This is a genomic window from Victivallis vadensis (genome assembly GCF_003096415.1).
GTDB lineage: Bacteria > Verrucomicrobiota > Lentisphaeria > Victivallales > Victivallaceae > Victivallis > Victivallis vadensis.
Map to the genome: position 1 here is coordinate 14,957 of NZ_QEKH01000019.1, position 16,553 is coordinate 31,509.

Annotated in this window: 19 protein-coding genes; 17 read left to right on the plus strand and 2 right to left on the minus strand. The window is 52.6% G+C overall.

The features are described from left to right. The first annotated feature begins 8 nt into the window (after positions 1-8). Genes C8D82_RS12065 through C8D82_RS12120 form a run of 12 tightly spaced genes read left to right on the plus strand, consistent with a single transcriptional unit; the run spans position 9 to position 9,214 of the window. Positions 9-467: a hypothetical protein gene (locus C8D82_RS12065; protein WP_116884544.1), complete on the plus strand. Its 459-nt coding sequence runs from the start codon at positions 9-11 to the stop codon at positions 465-467. A gap of 2 nt (positions 468-469) precedes the next feature. Then, a complete protein-coding gene (locus C8D82_RS12070) occupies positions 470-874 on the plus strand; it encodes a hypothetical protein (protein ID WP_116884545.1) in 405 nt (134 codons plus the stop codon). After that, positions 871-1,764: a hypothetical protein gene (locus C8D82_RS12075; RefSeq protein ID WP_116884546.1), complete on the plus strand. Its 894-nt coding sequence runs from the start codon at positions 871-873 to the stop codon at positions 1,762-1,764. Before C8D82_RS12070 ends, C8D82_RS12075 begins: the two co-directional genes overlap by 4 nt. Next, complete coding sequence (locus C8D82_RS12080) at positions 1,764-2,900, plus strand: hypothetical protein (protein WP_116884547.1); 1,137 nt, start codon at positions 1,764-1,766, stop codon at positions 2,898-2,900. Before C8D82_RS12075 ends, C8D82_RS12080 begins: the two co-directional genes overlap by 1 nt. A gap of 7 nt (positions 2,901-2,907) precedes the next feature. Next, on the plus strand, positions 2,908-3,624 hold the full coding sequence (locus C8D82_RS12085; RefSeq protein WP_116884548.1) for a hypothetical protein: 717 nt from the start codon (positions 2,908-2,910) through the stop codon (positions 3,622-3,624). Beyond that, the gene (locus C8D82_RS12090) at positions 3,621-4,211 is read left to right on the plus strand and encodes a hypothetical protein (RefSeq protein ID WP_116884549.1); all 591 of its coding nucleotides are present in this window, start codon (positions 3,621-3,623) and stop codon (positions 4,209-4,211) included. The genes C8D82_RS12085 and C8D82_RS12090 overlap by 4 nt, the downstream gene beginning before the upstream one ends. Beyond that, positions 4,208-5,644: a hypothetical protein gene (locus C8D82_RS12095; RefSeq protein ID WP_116884550.1), complete on the plus strand. Its 1,437-nt coding sequence runs from the start codon at positions 4,208-4,210 to the stop codon at positions 5,642-5,644. Before C8D82_RS12090 ends, C8D82_RS12095 begins: the two co-directional genes overlap by 4 nt. Before the next feature lie 2 nt (positions 5,645-5,646). Continuing rightward, the gene (locus tag C8D82_RS12100) at positions 5,647-6,954 is read left to right on the plus strand and encodes a TrbI/VirB10 family protein (RefSeq protein ID WP_116884551.1); all 1,308 of its coding nucleotides are present in this window, start codon (positions 5,647-5,649) and stop codon (positions 6,952-6,954) included. A 1-nt stretch (position 6,955) separates the two neighbouring features. Beyond that, entirely contained in the window at positions 6,956-7,561 is a 606-nt protein-coding gene (locus C8D82_RS12105; protein ID WP_116884552.1) for a hypothetical protein, read from the plus strand. Continuing rightward, positions 7,558-7,848 carry a hypothetical protein gene (locus tag C8D82_RS12110; RefSeq protein ID WP_116884553.1) on the plus strand — a complete coding sequence of 97 codons (291 nt, stop codon included), beginning with the start codon at positions 7,558-7,560 and terminating at the stop codon, positions 7,846-7,848. Before C8D82_RS12105 ends, C8D82_RS12110 begins: the two co-directional genes overlap by 4 nt. Then, positions 7,845-8,693 (plus strand): nucleotide-binding protein, encoded by an 849-nt coding sequence (locus C8D82_RS12115; RefSeq protein WP_116884554.1) that lies wholly within the window; start codon positions 7,845-7,847, stop codon positions 8,691-8,693. The genes C8D82_RS12110 and C8D82_RS12115 overlap by 4 nt, the downstream gene beginning before the upstream one ends. Positions 8,694-8,695: 2 nt before the next feature. Further along, entirely contained in the window at positions 8,696-9,214 is a 519-nt protein-coding gene (locus C8D82_RS12120) for a hypothetical protein (RefSeq protein ID WP_116884555.1), read from the plus strand. Here C8D82_RS12120 and C8D82_RS20710 read toward each other — a convergent pair. Then, positions 9,188-9,595 (minus strand): hypothetical protein, encoded by a 408-nt coding sequence (locus C8D82_RS20710; protein WP_133245180.1) that lies wholly within the window; start codon positions 9,593-9,595, stop codon positions 9,188-9,190. The two genes, C8D82_RS12120 and C8D82_RS20710, sit on opposite strands and share 27 nt — an antisense overlap. 6 nt (positions 9,596-9,601) lie before the next feature. Between C8D82_RS20710 and C8D82_RS20715 the strand changes: the two genes are divergently transcribed. The 4 genes from C8D82_RS20715 to C8D82_RS12135 are packed head-to-tail and all read left to right on the plus strand — an operon-like array spanning position 9,602 to position 14,869. Beyond that, complete coding sequence (locus tag C8D82_RS20715) at positions 9,602-10,090, plus strand: hypothetical protein (RefSeq protein ID WP_133245181.1); 489 nt, start codon at positions 9,602-9,604, stop codon at positions 10,088-10,090. A gap of 16 nt (positions 10,091-10,106) precedes the next feature. Next, positions 10,107-12,623, plus strand: a complete 2,517-nt coding sequence (locus C8D82_RS12130) for a hypothetical protein (protein ID WP_116884557.1) — start codon at positions 10,107-10,109, stop codon at positions 12,621-12,623. Positions 12,624-12,638: 15 nt separating this feature from the next. Then, on the plus strand, positions 12,639-12,893 hold the full coding sequence (locus tag C8D82_RS20720; protein ID WP_133245182.1) for a hypothetical protein: 255 nt from the start codon (positions 12,639-12,641) through the stop codon (positions 12,891-12,893). A 14-nt stretch (positions 12,894-12,907) separates the two neighbouring features. Continuing rightward, the gene (locus tag C8D82_RS12135) at positions 12,908-14,869 is read left to right on the plus strand and encodes a type IV secretory system conjugative DNA transfer family protein (RefSeq protein ID WP_116884558.1); all 1,962 of its coding nucleotides are present in this window, start codon (positions 12,908-12,910) and stop codon (positions 14,867-14,869) included. A gap of 15 nt (positions 14,870-14,884) precedes the next feature. Here C8D82_RS12135 and C8D82_RS12140 read toward each other — a convergent pair whose 3' ends face one another. Then, complete coding sequence (locus C8D82_RS12140; RefSeq protein ID WP_116884559.1) at positions 14,885-15,784, minus strand: recombinase family protein; 900 nt, start codon at positions 15,782-15,784, stop codon at positions 14,885-14,887. Between the two features lie 68 nt (positions 15,785-15,852). On the opposite strand from C8D82_RS12140, the gene C8D82_RS21595 reads away from it, so the two are divergent. Further along, a complete protein-coding gene (locus C8D82_RS21595; protein ID WP_207776127.1) occupies positions 15,853-16,542 on the plus strand; it encodes a hypothetical protein in 690 nt (229 codons plus the stop codon). The last annotated feature ends 11 nt before the right edge of the window (positions 16,543-16,553 follow it).

The following is a 16,553-nucleotide window of genomic DNA, read 5'->3' on the forward strand; positions in this document are numbered from 1 at the left end:
GAACTGCAATGAAACTGCATGGAAGAATCCTTACCGCCGTTCTTGCCACTGGAATCGTCGTTGGAGCGACCGGATGCAGCACGGTGGGCAATATGGCGACCTCGGAACTGGTGGCGCCGGGACTTGCCATCGGCGGAGCCAGTCTCGGCGCGTTCGCGGCAAAAGACGAGTCCGACGGCACACGCCTTGCCGCAACTGCCGGAGGCGGACTGATCGGCTGGCTGGCCGGGCTTTTCATCACAAAGGGCGTCGATCAGGAGAAGAAAGACGAGTTCCGCACCGGTTATGAGCTTGGGCAGTCCAATGCGACCAAATCGCTCTACTGGAATATCCAGGGACTGCATGAAGCGAAAAATCAGCCGGATTCGCAGGTGATCTACTATCAGATCCCTGCCGACTATCCGGCGGACGGAGCAAACCGGACGCCCGGTTCCGTCATGCTTCCGGTCGTTACGGATCGGAGGTGAATATGAGCAGGAAAAAGCGACCTCAAGTGCAACAGGAACAAACCAGACAAAAGCAGGAATCCCATGAGCAAAAAGAAGAAAAGGAAGACACTCAAGCCCAGGTACAAATCCCGTCGAATGCGCCGGCGACAACCCGGCAGCGGGAACTGCTCCGGCTTGCCGTACAGCGGGAATGGCTATATCCGAATCCCTTTGCCTGCGATCATGCGAAGTGGAAAAATCTTACAGCCGGTGAGGCGGATCAACTTCTTGCCTCACTCCCGCGGGAACGGCTCGGCATCCTCGAACGGGAACTGAATGAAGAGCAGCGCAGGAGGGCCGACCACGGCATTGCCCGTGCCATCGGGCGCGGGCTTGAAGATGTCATAAGACAAATCGGGCATTCGATTGACGGAGGTATTTCATGAAAAAGGCAGCAACATTCATTCTTGTCGGATTGTTGGCATTTCCGCTCAGCAGTTTTGCCGCGTATCCGGTGTTCGACGCGACAAACAATCTGCTGGCGACACTGCAAAAGACGATGGACAGCGCCTTTCAGACGGTTCAGAAAGCGAATATGTCCACTCTGATTCAGCAGGGGAAAGAGGATTTTGCCGAACAGGTCAAAATTTACGAGGAATGCGTCAAGCAGTATGAGGAGTGCGTCAAAATCTACAAGCAGGCGGTCCGGATGTATGACTGGATCGACACGAATGTCGGCAATGCCCGGAATCTGAAAACGTTTCTCTCCTGCGGCTTTTCCGATGTCAAAAATTTGCAGCAGATGTTCCTGCTGCTGAATACGATTCTGCGGCAGACGGCGACCTCGACCAACCGGAATTACAATTCGACTTTGCTTCAGCAGGCCGAACGGATCATCGGCAATGATGTCCTGAAACAATCCGCCGACCGGGGGATTGAGATGCAGAACTATGCGCAGGCATCGGAAAAACTTGCCGATAAAAGCGACGAAATTTCGCAGACCATGCTGACGAAACTTCGCACGAAAGATCAGGTGCTGGAATCCAAAGTCAGTTCCGGGACTGCCGACCTGATGCAGATCGCCCATGCGAATGAACAGGTGTCCGTATTCATCGCGGAGGAGTTGGCGCGCATGAATACGAACATCTCCTCCATCAACCGGACCGTTGCCAAGCAGTTGGAAATCCACGGCCAGGATGAGATGAATCAGGCGCAGGAAGCCGCCGCATACGATCTGCTGGAAAAAGAGGCGATTGAGCGCGGAAGCAGTTACACGAATCAGAAAAATTCGTGGGACCGTATCAACAGTGTATTCGACAACTGCCGGGTGTTCTGATGATACTTGCAACAACAGTCAATACCAGTATCCGGATCGGGAATACGGCGGTCAATCTGACCTCGTCCGCGAATGTCCAGCAATTGATCGCAACGGCGATGTCGAGCATTCATTACTTTGCGCTGACCGTATCGCTGTGCATTTTCCTGCTGGCGATTGTGCGGAATTACACGCAGTTCGGGGAGCATATCGGAGTCCGGTTCATCGGTTCGCTGCTGGTGGTGCTGGTCATGATCTTTTCCTTTCCGAAGATTTGCGACGCGGTGCAGAATGCCACGTATTCCTACTCGCAGGGAACGTCCACGACGATGGAAAATATGTTCTGCTGGCTGACGGAACAGAAGCCGAATGCCGGCAAAGATCCATCCGAAAAACAAAGTCTGGCGCAGAAAATCGCCCATTTCCCGGAAAGCATGCTGCACGCGGTTCAGGCGGCGATGTGCAATATTTTCTACGTCAACGGCATCTTTCTCGGCAAGACCATCCGGGACATCGTGTATTTCATCTTCAAATGTCTCTATAATGGAGCGCTCTGCCTGACGCCGATATTCTTTGCGGCGATGCTGATTCCGGAAACGAAACACATCGGCGTCAACTTCATTGTGACGACGGTCGGCATCGCCCTGATGCCGCTCTGTTTCCTGTTCGGGGATTTGTGCAATATCTGGCTGGCGGAACACATGTGGAATGTGCTTGGGCTCGGCAGCAACGGAACGTTCTGGACGCTTGCCAGAAGCGGTCAGGCGTTGTCCGCTCCGGTCGGTACGGTCCTCGGCTACGTCGGATTCGGCATCGCCTATGCGCTGATTGCCGGAGTCGTGTATGTGGTTCTGCCGTTTCTCTACATGAAGTTGTTCCGCACCGGAAGCCCCGGTTCACCGGTCGGCCTGATGGCAACGGCAATCGGAAAGGCGGTCAATGCCGCTGTTGTCGGCGGAAGCATGCTTGCCACGGCAGGGACTGCCGCGCCTGCCGCCGGAGCTGTGACGGGAGGAAGTGCTGCCGCCACAGGTGCCGCCAATGCCGCCCAAAGCGCAGCAAAAGCAACGCAGACCGGAAGCGACAGTGCGGTCAAAGGGATGAACAAAGCCGCGCAGGAAATCGACGATGCCGCCAACGCATCGCCGGGAAAGTGAGAGAGCTATGAGTCATCATGAACAATCTGAATTCAACTCCGGGCATGGGGTTCATCAACACACCCCCAACAACCCGAATTCCCATGTCCGGAGTTCTTTTTCACCTCCGCAGAAACAGGTCATCCGGGAACAACGCAGCGTGATTCGCTGGAGCCTGCTGCACATCGCCACGGCGGTCTGCCTGATCGTCGGCATTTACTATGGTCGTGAATATATGCGGATGCCGGATCGCGTCATCGTAGTGGATGAGGCGGGAAGCATCTATCGCGGAAGCAGTAAAAACGTGCTCTGCAAAGAGACGGCGGAGAATATCGCCCGGCGCTGTGCGTTTGCGTTTCTCGACCGGAGTTTTGAACACGATCACCGGCAGCTTTGCGAAGCCCTGTTCGGACGTTCCGCGCAGAAATCGTTAAGCGACATCATCCGGAAAAGCAAAGACGAATTCACGGAACAGAAGATCCGGCAGCTTCCGGAAATCCGGAAAGTGGAACTGCTGCCGTTGAGCGATGCGCCGGGACAATGCCTCGCATTCGTTTACGGGACGCTTCACCGGACGGGCGTCTATATGAAAATCCCGTATTCGCAGAAGTTGAAATTCACGCTCGGACTGCGGCTGGTCCGTTCGCCGGATGAGAAGGCGTTTCCATTGCGGGTGCTGCGCATGACCTACGAGGAGAAATCCATTTTCGACAATAAAACAACCGGAGAGGATGGTGCGAAATGACTTACAAAGGCATCCATGAAATCTTGAAAAAAGCGTTTGTGATCTATGTGCCGCTCTCGCTGCTGACGCCGCTTCTGATGTATCAGTGGCGGGACAACAACCGTCTGATTCTGATGGATCGGGCAAACAGTTATCATATCACGGAGTATACCTCCGATCAGCAGCTCCGGCAACTCTATGAGTATCAGATCAAACAGGCGGTCTTCGCTTTTCTGATGCGCAATCCGAACGGCTTCGACAACCGGGAACTGCTGGATGCGATGTTCGTCGGAACAGCCGGACAGGAAACGCAGAAGCAGTTTGCATCGGAAGCGGCGCAGTTCAAACAATATAAAATGCACCAGAAGCCGGAAGTGCTGAACATCCGGATTTTGCGGGCGGACCGCCGCAGATCGTTTGCGCGGGTGAGCGGACAGTTGATTCGCTACTATGTCACGCCGCACAACGAGCAGCGGACCTTTACATTGGAGTTTGAGCTGAATCTGGAACTGCAGGTCAACTACGATACCGCCAACGGCAGCCGCTATCCATTCGTCATTACCAACATGAAATATTCACAATTGGAACCTCAGGAGGCTCAGAAATGAAGCTGTTATCATCACTCGCTCTCACATTTTTCGCCGTCATTGCCGTGATGGCGAATGAACCGACGCCGGAAGAAGTCCGGCTGCAGAATCAATATATCGAATACCGGTTGATGCAGGGAGAAATTTACCGTATCTGCGTCAAGATGAACGATGGCGTGACCACAATTCAGTTTCCGTCCGGAATTTCGGAAATCGCCGGAAAGAATATCAGCGTTGACGGCAAGGGAACCGATTTTCAGATCGCGGCGCAGCCCGGTTCCTATTATTTCAACGTTTCTGCGTTGAAACCGGGCGTTTCCACGACGCTGACAGTCACTTACAACCGTCAGCTTTACATTCTTTATCTGATCCAGTCGGACAAGGAAGCGTATGCTTCGGTGGTGTTCGGCAAAAGTTCCGGCAGGCGGAATTTTACGGAAAATGTCGTTTCCAGCACGCCGAAAGCGACTCCCGCAAGGCTGGTTTCCCTGATCGACATGGCAAAAAAGTATGACGTATTGAAAGAGACTTATCCGGATTCACTCGCAGGCGTGGAGCGGGTGCTTTTCAGAAACCGTTACCGCTGCGGGAAATATGACATTCATCTTGATGAAGCGATCCGGTTCGAGGAAGAGGATACGGTCATTTTCAAGTTGCGCCTGACCAATCTGACGGAGAATGAGATCAAATATGACAAACACTCCTTTTCCGCTCATGCGGGAGACGGCATCTATTATATGAGCGTTTCCGACGCGTCCGGGATCATGCCGCCGAAGTCGGAAACATACGCCTGGTTCGGCATTACCTCCACTCCGCGCGGCGGTCGCAACAATCTCAAGGCCGACAACGACTGGCTGATTGCCCTGACCACGCAGGAAATGCACCTTGAAAATATTCAATCCGTCAAAAATGAACTCAAGGAAAAAGAGCGCGTTGAAGCGGAAAAGGAGGCATTGCGGAAAGAACAGGCGGAAGAGGCCGAGAAAAAGATTCAGACTGCGGAACAGCTGATGAAGGAGCTGAAACGGCATCAGGAGGAGTTCGCCCGCCTGAAAGCTGAAATGGAACGCTCCTTTACAGAAAATCGGCGAAAGCTGGAGGCGGAAAAAGAGGAGACGACACAAAAACTCCAGAATGCCGTTCAGCTTGAAGAAGATGCCAGAGAAAAGGCAAAGCAGATGCTTGAGACTGCCGATCAGCGTCTGAAAGCGGAGATCAAGGCCGCTGACCTGATTCGTCGGGAACTTGATAAAGAGATTGAGGAACGGAAAGCTCAGAAAGCCGGTCTTGAACGGGAAATACAGGAAAAATCGGTTCAGGAAGCGCGGGATGCCACGATTTCTGTCCTTGAAGCCATGCGGAAGCAGACGCAGGAGAACGTCCGGGCAGTTCAGCAGCGAACGGAAGATACTGTCCGCAGATGGAAGCCGTCTGACGGCAACGGAGGAAAATAACCATGACCGGCACTGAACTCGTCAACATCATCAAATCACCGACATCGAAAATCGTGATGTTCGGCACACTGCTGATAACCGGCGCTCTGATTCTGGTTCCGATGCTGAACCGGAACGAAGATCCGAATTCCATCGTTCAGGAAACGGAGCTCCGGCAGGAAGAAAAGGCGCCGCTGGACATCGGCAGTGATATTCCCCGCTTCAAACTGGATCGGGATTCGGATTCCGGAGCTGCGGCTGAAACGCCGCCTCCGATCATCGGCGACAGCCGTTCGCCCAAACCAGCCTTGCCGAAAGGCAGCGGAAACACTGCAAGAGAAAACGCCCGTCAAAAACTTGCGGAACGCAGCGAACGAATTCCGCGTGAGCGAGATCTGGCCTCAATGCTCGGCATCAAAAAGGATTCGCAGGCGAATGCGCGAGGCAACAGCTTTCAATCGCGGATTTTCGTTCTCAGCGCCGCGCAGGGAACCGCCGAGGCAAAAGACGATACGTTCCTCTCTTCCCGCTATGCTCCATTCGGGCGGCTGCTGGACTGCAAGCTCGTGAATACTCTGGAGTCCAACGTCGATGGCACTCCGCTGATCGCCATTGTCATCAAGGATCTCTGGTGGACCAATGCGCAGGGAGAGCGCAAGCTGATCATTCCCGCCGGAACGGAAGTTCACGGCAAGATGGGCTCATGCGTCCGCAACCGGATGATGAGCGACGGCAATTTCATATTGGTCTGGCAGATCACCTCCGGTCAGGTCGGCATGGAACTCCAGCTTCAGGGGCGGGTGCTGGAAAAATCGAATCAGGCGGGCGACAAGAGCAAAGCCACCATTACCGATATGGCGGCGGGGATTCCCGGCCGGGTCATGGGAAACTCCAATCTGAACGAGATGCTCCAATACACGATGGCGTTCGCCCGCGGGCTTTCAGAAGGTTTTGAGACGACCAAGACCTTTGACAACGGTTCAACCATTGTTACCGAAAACAACGGTTCCACGAAGAATGCGCTTGCCAAAGCGTTCGAGAGTCTTTCCAACGTCGCATTGGAAAACATCACGGACAAAATCTCGAAAGAGTCGTATTACATCCGCGTGCCCGCCGGAACGGAGTTTTACCTCTATATTGAGCAGGTGACGGATGTGGAAAAGGCCGCGATTGCGGACACCGTGCTGAACAATCTCGAACAGGTCAAACTTGCCCGGGAACAGAAAAACAGCTCCGCCGACGCTTCGGTCGAACGCGCTTCGCAGATTCACGACGCGCTCGGCGGAGTTTTTCCGAAATCACTCCAAAAAGAATTGAAAGGGATACGTTGAAATGAAACAGAACATGATCGCACTTCTCGCCGGACTCTCCGCTGCCGCTCTGGTCGGCTGCCAGTCGAAACCGGAAACGCCCGAACCGAAGGAATACACCTCCGTGCCGCTCTATATGGCGGGACAGGAAATTCCCGGAGATTCGCAGGAAAAGTATTTGACCAACGCCTCAGTCAAAATGTATTCGGTCGGCCGTCTGGTCGATCCCGGTTCCGGCACCATGCGCGAAGCCGGAACGGTCTACCGGATTGAAACTGCGCCGAAGTGGAATCTGATTCCGCAGCATGACGCCAATCCGGAGAGTTTCGCCAGACGGAAATTGCAGGAACAGTATGCGGATTCAATGCTCGGTCAGATGAACCGTTCGCTTTCCGAAACGCGGGAGGTCAAACATGGGCTTGATACGGTTCAGAGGAATATGTCGGAAATCGACCGCAGGCATCAGGCATTGGCAGAGGAAAACCTTCTGCTGAAAAAAGAACTCAAAAAGCAGAATGAAAACACGGTCAGTCTGCTGAACGGAATCAAGAAAATGCAGAAATACATCGAATTGCTGGAACAGCGTCTCAACGACCGCAATACCATGAACTTCGGAGGACAGAAATGAAACAGCGGATTGCTTTTGCCCTGATCGTAATCGCCTTTGCCATGAGCGGAGCATTGCATTACAGGGAATACCGGAAGTCTCAGGAAATTTCCGACATACTTCGTATTCAGGCGGAAATCGAGTTCAAGCGCACTTCCCTGATGGTCGTTTATCAGGAGGTGCTGCAAAGCGTGGTAAAAGAACTCGACGCGATGAAACATGGCAGAATCGAAGCGGAAAGTCAGGAGCTTTCCAGGCTGCTTGATGCTCTCCCGGATGAAATCGAACTTCAGGAGGCGCAACCATGAGACGGATGCTGATCTTTATTGCCGGGACCAAGGGAGGCGTGGGAAAATCCTTTGCCTCCGCGATGCTGGCGGGGGCGGCTGAGGATCTCGGACTCTCTCTGACCGTTTATGATACGGACAATGAGAACCGGACGCTCACCACGCTGATGAAAGAGCATTGCAGATTTCTGGATGAACAGAAAGAAACTTATCCTCTGGATGAGGTCATCAACAGCCTTTATGAATCATCGCCCGTGACCGTCACCATTGTGGACATGAAAGCCGGAACCAGCCGTTCGACGCAGGAATGGTTCTCGTCGGTTCCGTGGGATGCCCTGCGGAAAATTGATGTGGATGTTTACGTGGCAGGCTGCGTAACTTCCGATCCGGATTCCGTCAGGACGTTTGGGCCGTGGCTGGAGTATTTCCATAACATTGATTTTCCGGTGCATTATCTGCTCATCAAAAACGCGAAGGACGGAGACAACTTTTTTGTCTGCGACTCCCTGCTGGAACCGGGAATGCGGGAAATGGAATTGGATTACAGCGTCTTTTTCATATCGCCGATTGAGCAGGAATACATCGGCAAGCTCAATAACAATGACATTCTTCTGCGGGATTATCTGCATGGCAAAGGACCGAAAACACTTCTGCCGACCATCATGCAGAAATCGCGCCTGCGGAACCATTATTACGCAATCACCGATCAGTTCATTGAGTTTTTCGTTTCCGGGATGGAGGCAAATGAACGGAATGAATCCCGTCAGAAAATTCTGACATCCGTACAAAAACGGATTGCGCTCCGCTCGGGAGTACAACCCGATGAGCTCGAAAAAGAAGAAACAGCAAAATCGAAAGGGAATTGAAGATGGCAAGAATGAAACCGCAAATGACGCCGGAACAGCAGACCGCCTATCGTCAGGCGGTCGCGCAGAAAGTGATCGACTCGATTCCGTATGAAAAGTATTGCGCGATCACGCCGGAACAGGCTGCAAAACAGATCAAGGCGTGGGAGAAATCCAAAGCTGTCGATTTCAATCAGCCCCTGTCGAATCGCCGCAACGCTCCGGCGCCGGAACGGGCGGCTCCGGCGAAAGCTCCGGAAGCTCCTGCCGGAGACGGATTGCGCACCCGCCACCAGCTCAACGAGTTTGTCCGGCTGGTCAAAGACGGGCGGCTGAATCCGATTTCCCGCGACAAATGGGCGACGATTTCCTCCAAAGAAATGGGCAAACTCATTTACATCGGGCAGCAGCGCGAGAAAAACGGCGAGCTTGCTCCGGCACGGGATCAGCAGGATCAGGGGAAAGAACCGGAAAAGCAGGCGAAGGCTCCCCGGAACAGAGCGCCGCGTCCCCGTTCACGCGGCAATGATCTGGATATGTGAGGCCGATGAAAGGAGAGATGCAGTATGGCGGAACCGTTCAATTTTGAATTGACCCTTACGGATTTTCTGAAATATATGCCGGAAGCGAAACGGCACGATTACGAGCTGATGCTCCGGCGCTGCAATTTCAGCGATCCCGCCGATCCGATGTTTCCCGTCATGCTGTTTCTTCTGTTTTTTCAGGATAATCTCGCCGACCGGATGGAGGAGTTGACGGAAGAAGTGAAAGCGCAGAAAACGCTTCCTTCGACGGATCACGCTGCCGTTGCGCCGGAACGGAAATTCTGCTGGAAAATTGTAATTGCGGTTCTGATGGCAGTTCAACTGATGTTGACCGTTTTCAGCATTTTCTGCCTGACATTCCGGGATTTTCCAAGTCAACCAATCATGAATCCCGCCATTTCGCATTCCAGCGAGATTCAGAAGATCAACCGTTATTGGGATGCAAAACTGCAATATGCACAGAAAGGAAATTTTTGTATGAACCGGCTTGATCTGATTCCAGAAACGGAACTCATGGGGGCTGTTTTGCTGATTCTCATTTCTTTCCTGGGGCTGATGGCGCTTCAAATCATCTGGCTTGTTCTGACCGTTCGCGGTCTGCGCAACAGCGAGAAACGGTTGGATGAAGCGACCGGACGGCTGCATCGCAACCTCACGCAGCAGAAGAAAACGGAGGAACTCATGGCATTCCTGAACGGCCCGACGCCTCCAATTCCGCCGAATACGCCGCTTCCCGACCTCACGCTTCCGGCTTCCGCTCCGAAGCAACCTCCCGTTGCCGATGATGCGGCATGGAACGAGAAAGAAGCGGAAGAAGCACCTGTCCCGGAATCCTCGGAACAGAGCGAATCGGCAGAAGGGAAAACCTCATGAGGAAAGGAGCTGAAGAATGTCCATCATGACCGAAGATCAGGTGAAACTCCTGCACAAATTACAGATGGCGGAAATCCCCGCATTCAAAAACATCAATCCGCTGACTCTTCAGGAGGACGAGGCGCGCGATCTGTTCCGCATGAATCTGCCGCCTCTGGAGTGGATCAATGCGGCAGCGCAAAATGAAAAACATGAACTCGTCGAAAAGCGTTTTATCGGCGTTTCCGAAAACAACTGCCGCGAGCAGATGAAGGATTGGCTGGAAAAAGAGAATCTGACTTTGCTTCAGCAGCCGAATCCGCAGTTCGGCGCGGGGGAAGCATGGCTGGAATATTTTTCCCAGCCGCTCAAGTCCGTCAATCTGAAGGCCTTGAACGATCATTTTGAACGCTGGGAAATTCCGATTCCCAGGATTCCGGTTCCGAAGGATCAGCAGGAGGTGCTCCGGCATAAGGCGCCGGTTCCTGCGCAGGAGATTTATGCCCGTCTGGATGCCGAAGAACTCGGCCAGGAGTTACAGAAATTGCGCAGCGGCAGAAGCGCTTCCGAAGGGATTCAATTCGGATTCGCCCCCGGTGATGTCGGAACCTTCGAGGAAGACACCACGTTCCATACGTTTCTTTCGCCCCTGAGTGCTCCGTCCGCCAAGGAGTGGGAACGGCTTGCCGGCAGTCTCCCGGTGGAAGAACTGGTCGGACAGGTGCAGGTCGATACCGTTTTGTCGGATGTGGAATGCAAGCCCTATTATGCACTCCTGTCGCCGGAGGAGTTGCAGACGGAAATCGAATATTTTCAGGCAAACGGCGAGTTCCGAAACGGGATTGAAATCGGTTATGCTTCAGGCGGCAAGACGAAGGCGGAAAAATCCGTTGAGCCGCTCGTCACGGAACTTTCCGATGAGGAGCTGGATCAGTTGGAAGCCGGAACGTTTGCGGATTGGAACAAACTGCGCGGGCAGAAGCTGCTCGGCTTTTCCAAGGCGCAGGAGATACCGGTATTCCGGCGAATGAGTCCGGAAGAACTGCAGAAGGAGCTCGAATTATTTGCGGAAAGCGGCAAATTTTCCAGTCCGGATATTTCTGTCGGGCATGTTCCGGAACGGGAAACGTATAAGAAAGAGTTTCATCGTCCGCTGGTTCCGCTGTCCGAAAAAGAACTGACCGATCTTGCTGCGGGCAAAACGATCCGCAATCAGGACATCCTGCTTGCGCAGAAACTGGTCTGCCGGACGCCGCAGATCCCCGGAACTGCGGTCTATGAAAAGAAATTTTCCGCTCTGGAATTGGCCTTCGATGACTGTCCGCAGAAGCGTCTTGAAATCTACGCTCAATACCGTAAGGAACAGGACGAACGGGCGTTGAATAAGGTCACACCGGAACTGCGGGCACAGATCAAGGCGCTGCAGGAATCCGGCAAAGGACCGAAAATCGACCGGGAGAACTATCTTGCCTTTACGCGCAAAGACGCGGAAACATACATCCAAGAGCATGAGCAGAATCCAGAGAACACCTTTACGCCGACCGTATATCCCAAACGGGCGGTTCCGAAGAATGAAGCGTTTCCGCAGTTCAAGAAATCCAATCTGTTCTCCCAGCCTCAAGCCGATTACCTGCAGCGTTCCATTCTCCGCGATCTCGCGGCGGAAGGGCATATTGCTTCTCCTGAAACCGTGGGGGAGTTTCTGGGGAAGCTGGAATTCATAACCGATGCGCAGGCAAAGGAGTTGATCAAACCGCATCTTGGCAAATCCGCGGGAACCGGTCTCCTGAACCAATGTCGCGCCTACATGGAAAGCGGGAAGATTTTCAATGAAAAAGAGATCAAAACCATCGCCGATGTGCAGCGGCTTTATCAGGTGAATCGCGGAATGGATTTTGACAAGAAGGCGGCGCTGAAAGATCTGATCGAAGGCGGTTACATCCAGTCTAACGATGCTCTGGCAAAAATCAAATTCACCACCGAGTTACAGGATGACGCCCTGATCGCCAAATACAGCGACGCCAGAATCGGCAGGAATCTGCGCGCCCGGATCAACGACTTGATCGACGAAGCAAAAATCGGGCAGATTGCGGATGAGGATTTTCAGCAGATGAGCATTTCCAAAGGAATGCAGATTATTGCCGCCAATGCGGAACTCGAATGTTCCAAGCATCCGATGGCGACGCAGGGACAGATTGCTCTGTTGCAGAAAATGGAACAGCGCGGTCAGATTGACCTGCATAAAATCGACCTGACCAGGTTGCGCTTCCGGACCGCCGACCAGTGGATCAAGCAGAACATCAACAATCCCGCGCGGAATACGCACAATCCCGATGCTCCGGCGACCACAAAACAGAGAGGTCTTTTAACGCTGCTGGTCAGAGAAAAGCTGATCAAAAACATTCCGTACTCGGAGTGGCGGGATATGACGGTCGATCAGGCATCGAAGCGAATCTCCTCCGTTCCGCCCCGGCTTTTACAGCAGGCGATAGAAAGGCAAAATGCTCCACAGCGAAATATTTCGCCTCGCCAGAGAACCTCAATGGAACGGTGAATTGGAGAAAACAGTATGAAGATGAGTCCGATGCAGAAGTATGCGATGCGCCTTTTGATCGCGAGCGGACAGGTGCGGCTTCCAGATCGCAATGCCTGGACACAGTTGACCTCGGAAACGGCGGCGGAACAGTTGCGACGGTTCGGCGGAGTTCAGACCATTCTCAGGAATACTGTTTTGCCGCAACGGAGCTCATCCGCAGGGGAATCGCGGCTTCCCGTCTCGAAATCCATTCCGTTTTCTCCGAAAAAATCTGAACTTGAACGCTGAAAAGGATCTCCGGCATGGCTATGAAAAAAAGCATTCTTGATGAAATCATCTTAAATATCGAAGGCAATCCGTGGACGGTTCGCGACGCCTGTACCGGCTGCATCGTGTTCGGCATGACCGGTTCCGGTAAAAGTTCCGGGCCGCTTTACAAGATCGCACATAAATTTCTGACGCTCGGTTACGGCGGCGTGGTGTTCTGCGCCAAACCGGATGAAGCCGATACCTGGAAGAAATATGCCGCGAAAGCCCATCTGGACGATGATCCGCGCAAGCCGAACCGGACCGGGGATCTGCTCTTTTTGAGTCAGCTGACCTTCAACTATCTCGACAGTGAGGCGAAACGTGCCGGACGCGGCGGCGGGCAGGTCGAAAACCTCGTCAATCTCTATTTGGAAATCGTCAATATGGGCAAGGACAAGCGCAATTCCGGCGGCGGCAACGAGGAGTATTGGAATAATGCCGTCAAGCAGTTGTTGCGCAACTCCATCACGATTCTGCAAATGGCACAACAGCCGATCAACATTGAAAACATTCATGAAATCATTGTTTCTGCGCCCTCTGCCTCTTCTGAAACAGTAGAAGAAAGAGGTTACTGTTCCAATTTATTGGATGTGGTTATTCCAAGAGAATTTTGCGATACGCCGGAATATCAGATTGCCCACACCTTTTTCTATGAGGAATTCGCTTATCTTGACGAACGGACCCGCTCCAACACGATTTCCTCCTTTTCCGTCGCCGCAGACTCCATGCAACGAGGTGAACTGGCACGCTGTTTTTCCGCCGAGCAATCGACGCTTCAACTGGAAGACCTCTATCGCAAGGGGAAAATCCTGATTGTCGATTATGATGTCAAATCCTGGGGCCGGATCGGGCAATATGCCGCCGGCATCATCAAATACTGCTTTGAGTCCATGATCGAGCGTCGGGAAGACATTGCCGATGACAATGCCCCGCCTGTCTTTTTATGGGCGGATGAATGCCAGTTCTTCAGTCTTGAATACGATCAGAAGTTTCAGACTACCGCCCGTTCCAGCCGGACACTGACCATGTATGCCACTCAAAATCTCGGCAACCTTTATGATGGTTACGGCAAGGAAAAAGCCTCCTCGCTTCTCGGCAATCTTGGCACAAAAATTTTTTGCCAGAACGGCGAATTCGAGACGAACGAATGGGCTTCCAAGTCCATCGGGCAGGAGATCATCATCCGTCAGTCCAAGACCTACGGCGATTCCAAATCATCATCGATGAAAGGCGATGACAACAAGTCGTTGTCCTATTCCGAAGGGTATAACGAACAGAAGGACTACCGTGTCGATCCTGCTGATTTTTCCACGCTCCAGACCGGCGGACCGCGCGGTCAATGCAAAGTCGGATTCATTTTCTGGCAGTCGGGACGGATTCTGAACAACGGCAATGTATTTGTCCGTTCCACCATCGAGCAGGAATGCCGCCGTGTCTGCGGAGCCAAAATCGTGCGGCATTGTCCGAAAGTTCCGACCATCGGCAAAGGCGAATACATCGGAGAATATCGGATTTTGCTGCCGAATGATTATTTCTGCTTCATCGCATTTCTGCTGTCGCTGGCGTTTCCTCTGACTGGATTTTTTCTCGTGCTTACGAACCGGGATATTCTCATCGGCTATTTCAATGACGTTTTCTATTGTTGCGTCAGCACGCTCTGTTTTTACATGTGGAGCGTGGTTCTGGATATTTTCTGCGCCTGCCTGAACCGGATTCCGGCAATTCTCAAGGCTCTGTTTTCCGGCAGACCTCGCAGGGAGCAGAAGTATCTGAAAGCCGTCATCTGGCAGGATGCGGTTCTCGGCTACTACGCGATCTGCGTCGGCATGACGCTCTGGTTTCAATATCATCTTTTCGATTTCAAGCAGCTTGGAATTGTACTGGCATGGTGGACGGGACTCTGCATGTTCTTCCGCTTCCTGCGCTCTTCCGGCAAACAACCAATCAAACCATAGTGAGGTAAAATATGTTCAAATCCACAAAAGAACCTTAACATGGTAATCTTTCCGTTTTTGCGAGATGATTTTCTGAACCTCCTGCCACTGCTCAAATGAGATGAACTCCTGACCGGTAATCTGGACATTTTTGATCAGTTCTCCCTGACTGTTATATTGATAGCCGCAATAAATCGGCTGTTTTGCAATGGCATAAATGGAGCTTTCATAGAAAAAGATATTTTTTCCCCAGCGTTCATTGCAATCACGGATGATTGCCCGGTAAGGACGATAGGCGCAAATATTGTCATAAACGAAACGGATGATCTCAACCCATTCGGGAATTACCTCGATTTTTCCGTTGCCAAGATAGCGAATTCCGTGCATCTTGGCATCACTGCAAAGCCTGCCACTATCTTTCTTGATCCGGAAAGCATTAATACTGTTCTGCCGCTTTTTCTGCAAATCCTCATAGAGAATCTGATTTTTGATTAAAGTAATTAACTGCTGGTCAAATTTGCTCAGATCAATCGCTCCGCCTTGAACCTGCAGAACCTTCACTTCATTTTCTTTCAAAAGCTGATTGATATGCCCCTCCAGGAAGCTCCCGTTGATCGGACGGTACAGGCGGGTCAACTCATTGACCAACACAAAATCAACTTCAGAAAGTTTTTGCAAAACCTGACAGAGCCCCAATCGGAAATCTTTCTTGGAACTTTGGTTGAGAGCCCATTTCATATATGCTTTGTCAAGCCGGGCAATTTCCTCCGCTCCCACTGGATAAGTCTCTCCGCTAGTGTTAAGATCCTTGTAGATGCCAATAATTTCAAGTTTTTCTTTTGCCGCCAGCTTCTTGCAGTTGGCAATCTGCGCCTCTACTGATTCCGAAAAATCATCCTTTCCACTGCTCTGCCGTGCATAAATCAGTGCTTTCATTGTTTTTTCTCCTCATGCGACTTGTTTTAATATATACCATATTGTACATTTAACAAGTGATCACAGTGGTGATTGCGATTATTGCGATTCTGGCCGCCATCCTGCTTCCGGCGCTGAATCAGGCCCGGCAGGCGGCCTACCGCTCCAGCTGCCTGAACATGCTCAAGCAGATCGGCAGCTGCGACCTGTTCTACTCCGGGGACAACGAGGGATTCGTCACCCCGGAAACCACAATCGGCGACCGTTCCCAGTGGTATAAGCTGATGTACGCCTACACGCCGAACCTGTTCAAACGCAAAGGATACGAGAGCACGGAACCGAACACGGCCAAAGAGGCGGCAGTGCCGATGTGTCCGGCGGCGGCGGCGGAAAACGGCCTGAAGATCGCCGGCTGGGATTCGATTTCGCCGTGGACGCCGACCGATGTGAACTGGCAGTACACCCTGCAATGCGGCGGCTACGGGCGGAGCGCCTTCACCGGCAGCCCCGACTGGTATACGGATTACTACACCAAGCTCGGCCGCGTCCGGAATCCCTCCATGAAAATCCTGACGCTCGAAGCCTATTATTTCAGCGTCTACCTGAACGGCGGCACCAACTGGGAGAACCGCGCGAACGGCCTGGTTTCGTGGAGCCGTCACCAGAAAAACGGCATGGCCGTCAACGTCAGCTACGCCGACGGACACGCCGGGACCTTCGGTTTCGTGCCCCGCACGCAGGAGGACCTCTACCAACCGCATATCTACCTGACGGAATAGAGGACTCAGCC

What these genes read in the sequence shown, in the direction of transcription:
- C8D82_RS12095 (WP_116884550.1), top strand. Translation starts at nt 4,208, where the DNA reads ATGAAGCTGTTATCATCACTCGCTCTCACATTTTTCGCCGTCATTGCC.
- C8D82_RS12075 (WP_116884546.1), top strand. Translation starts at nt 871, where the DNA reads ATGAAAAAGGCAGCAACATTCATTCTTGTCGGATTGTTGGCATTTCCG.
- C8D82_RS12135 (WP_116884558.1), top strand. Translation starts at nt 12,908, where the DNA reads ATGGCTATGAAAAAAAGCATTCTTGATGAAATCATCTTAAATATCGAA.
- C8D82_RS20715 (WP_133245181.1), top strand. Translation starts at nt 9,602, where the DNA reads ATGAATCCCGCCATTTCGCATTCCAGCGAGATTCAGAAGATCAACCGT.
- C8D82_RS12065 (WP_116884544.1), top strand. Translation starts at nt 9, where the DNA reads ATGAAACTGCATGGAAGAATCCTTACCGCCGTTCTTGCCACTGGAATC.
- C8D82_RS12100 (WP_116884551.1), top strand. Translation starts at nt 5,647, where the DNA reads ATGACCGGCACTGAACTCGTCAACATCATCAAATCACCGACATCGAAA.
- C8D82_RS12085 (WP_116884548.1), top strand. Translation starts at nt 2,908, where the DNA reads ATGAGTCATCATGAACAATCTGAATTCAACTCCGGGCATGGGGTTCAT.
- C8D82_RS12090 (WP_116884549.1), top strand. Translation starts at nt 3,621, where the DNA reads ATGACTTACAAAGGCATCCATGAAATCTTGAAAAAAGCGTTTGTGATC.
- C8D82_RS12105 (WP_116884552.1), top strand. Translation starts at nt 6,956, where the DNA reads ATGAAACAGAACATGATCGCACTTCTCGCCGGACTCTCCGCTGCCGCT.
- C8D82_RS12115 (WP_116884554.1), top strand. Translation starts at nt 7,845, where the DNA reads ATGAGACGGATGCTGATCTTTATTGCCGGGACCAAGGGAGGCGTGGGA.
- C8D82_RS12110 (WP_116884553.1), top strand. Translation starts at nt 7,558, where the DNA reads ATGAAACAGCGGATTGCTTTTGCCCTGATCGTAATCGCCTTTGCCATG.
- C8D82_RS12120 (WP_116884555.1), top strand. Translation starts at nt 8,696, where the DNA reads ATGGCAAGAATGAAACCGCAAATGACGCCGGAACAGCAGACCGCCTAT.
- C8D82_RS12130 (WP_116884557.1), top strand. Translation starts at nt 10,107, where the DNA reads ATGTCCATCATGACCGAAGATCAGGTGAAACTCCTGCACAAATTACAG.
- C8D82_RS20720 (WP_133245182.1), top strand. Translation starts at nt 12,639, where the DNA reads ATGAAGATGAGTCCGATGCAGAAGTATGCGATGCGCCTTTTGATCGCG.
- C8D82_RS12140 (WP_116884559.1), bottom strand. Translation starts at nt 15,784, where the DNA reads ATGAAAGCACTGATTTATGCACGGCAGAGCAGTGGAAAGGATGATTTT.
- C8D82_RS12080 (WP_116884547.1), top strand. Translation starts at nt 1,764, where the DNA reads ATGATACTTGCAACAACAGTCAATACCAGTATCCGGATCGGGAATACG.
- C8D82_RS12070 (WP_116884545.1), top strand. Translation starts at nt 470, where the DNA reads ATGAGCAGGAAAAAGCGACCTCAAGTGCAACAGGAACAAACCAGACAA.